Source organism: Morganella psychrotolerans, from assembly GCF_965118875.1.
Lineage (GTDB): Bacteria > Pseudomonadota > Gammaproteobacteria > Enterobacterales > Enterobacteriaceae > Morganella > Morganella psychrotolerans_C.
In genome coordinates this window covers 1-1,366 of the sequence record NZ_CBCPJD010000050.1, presented here as the reverse complement: position 1 = coordinate 1,366, position 1,366 = coordinate 1, and the positions used below count along the sequence as shown (strand labels likewise).

Genomic DNA, 1,366 nt, shown 5'->3' with positions numbered 1-1,366 from the left:
GCTTAGCGTGCTTTATTTAATGAGATGGTCACTCCCTCCTTCCCGGTACTATGCTGAGGACAGGCTTTCATTCGGAGAACTATCATGGAAAACATTGCGCTCATTGGTATCGATCTGGGTAAAAACTCTTTCCATATTCATTGCCAGGATCGTCGCGGGAAGGCTGTTTACCGTAAAAAATTTACCCGGCCAAAGTTGATCGAATTTTTGGCGACATGCCCCGCTACAACCATCGCAATGGAAGCCTGTGGCGGTTCTCACTTTATGGCACGCAAGTTGGAAGAGTTGGGGCATTCCCCAAAGCTGATATCACCACAATTTGTCCGCCCGTTCGTTAAAAGCAATAAAAACGACTTTGTCGACGCCGAAGCTATTTGTGAAGCTGCATCGCGTCCGTCTATGCGTTTTGTGCAGCCCAGAACGGAATCTCAGCAGGCAATGCGGGCTCTGCATCGTGTCCGTGAATCCCTGGTTCAGGATAAGGTAAAAACAACCAATCAAATGCATGCTTTTCTGCTGGAATTTGGCATTAGCGTTCCCCGAGGAGCTGCCGTTATTAGCCGACTGAGTACCATTCTTGAGGATAATAGTTTGCCTCTTTACCTCAGCCAGTTATTGCTGAAATTACAACAGCATTATCACTATCTTGTTGAGCAGATTAAAGATTTGGAATCCCAGTTGAAACGAAAGTTGGACGAAGATGAGGTTGGACAGCGCTTGCTGAGCATTCCCTGCGTCGGAACACTGACAGCGAGTACTATTTCAACTGAGATTGGCGACGGGAAGCAGTACGCCAGCAGCCGTGACTTTGCGGCGGCAACAGGGCTTGTACCTCGGCAGTACAGCACGGGAGGTAGGACGACATTGCTGGGAATTAGTAAGCGAGGTAATAAAAAGATCCGAACTTTGTTGGTTCAATGTGCCAGGGTATTCATACAAAAACTGGAACACCAGTCTGGCAAATTGGCCGATTGGGTCAGGGATTTACTGTGCCGGAAAAGCAACTTTGTCGTCACTTGTGCTCTGGCAAACAAGCTGGCCAGAATAGCCTGGGCCCTAACGGCACGACAGCAAACTTATGTAGCATAACGGCAGAAATACACCGGTTTAAAGAATTACTGATCTGGTTTTGCGAATACTGATATTGATGATACTAACGGCCCACCGGCCTGTTGAGGAACCTGTAAAACGGAAAGGCTCATTGAAGCCGTATATTTTCTGGAGGTTCATCAGGCGCGGAACTCATCAAGGCGCGGGAATAAAATCCCATTCAGACGCCGGATAGATTCAAGCAAGCCAACTTGTCGTCAAAATCGGTGTTGCAAAAACGGGAGTGACCATAGATTCCGTTTTCTGAGACGACCCC

General features: G+C 47.9%; 1 protein-coding gene. It reads left to right on the top strand.

Features of this window, described 5'->3' with window-relative positions; translation table 11 throughout:
* The first annotated feature begins 84 nt into the window (after positions 1 to 84).
* Entirely contained in the window at positions 85 to 1,089 is a 1,005-nt protein-coding gene (locus ACMHKJ_RS19245) for an IS110-like element IS4321 family transposase (protein ID WP_000427623.1), read from the top strand.
* Positions 1,090 to 1,366: the final 277 nt, after the last annotated feature.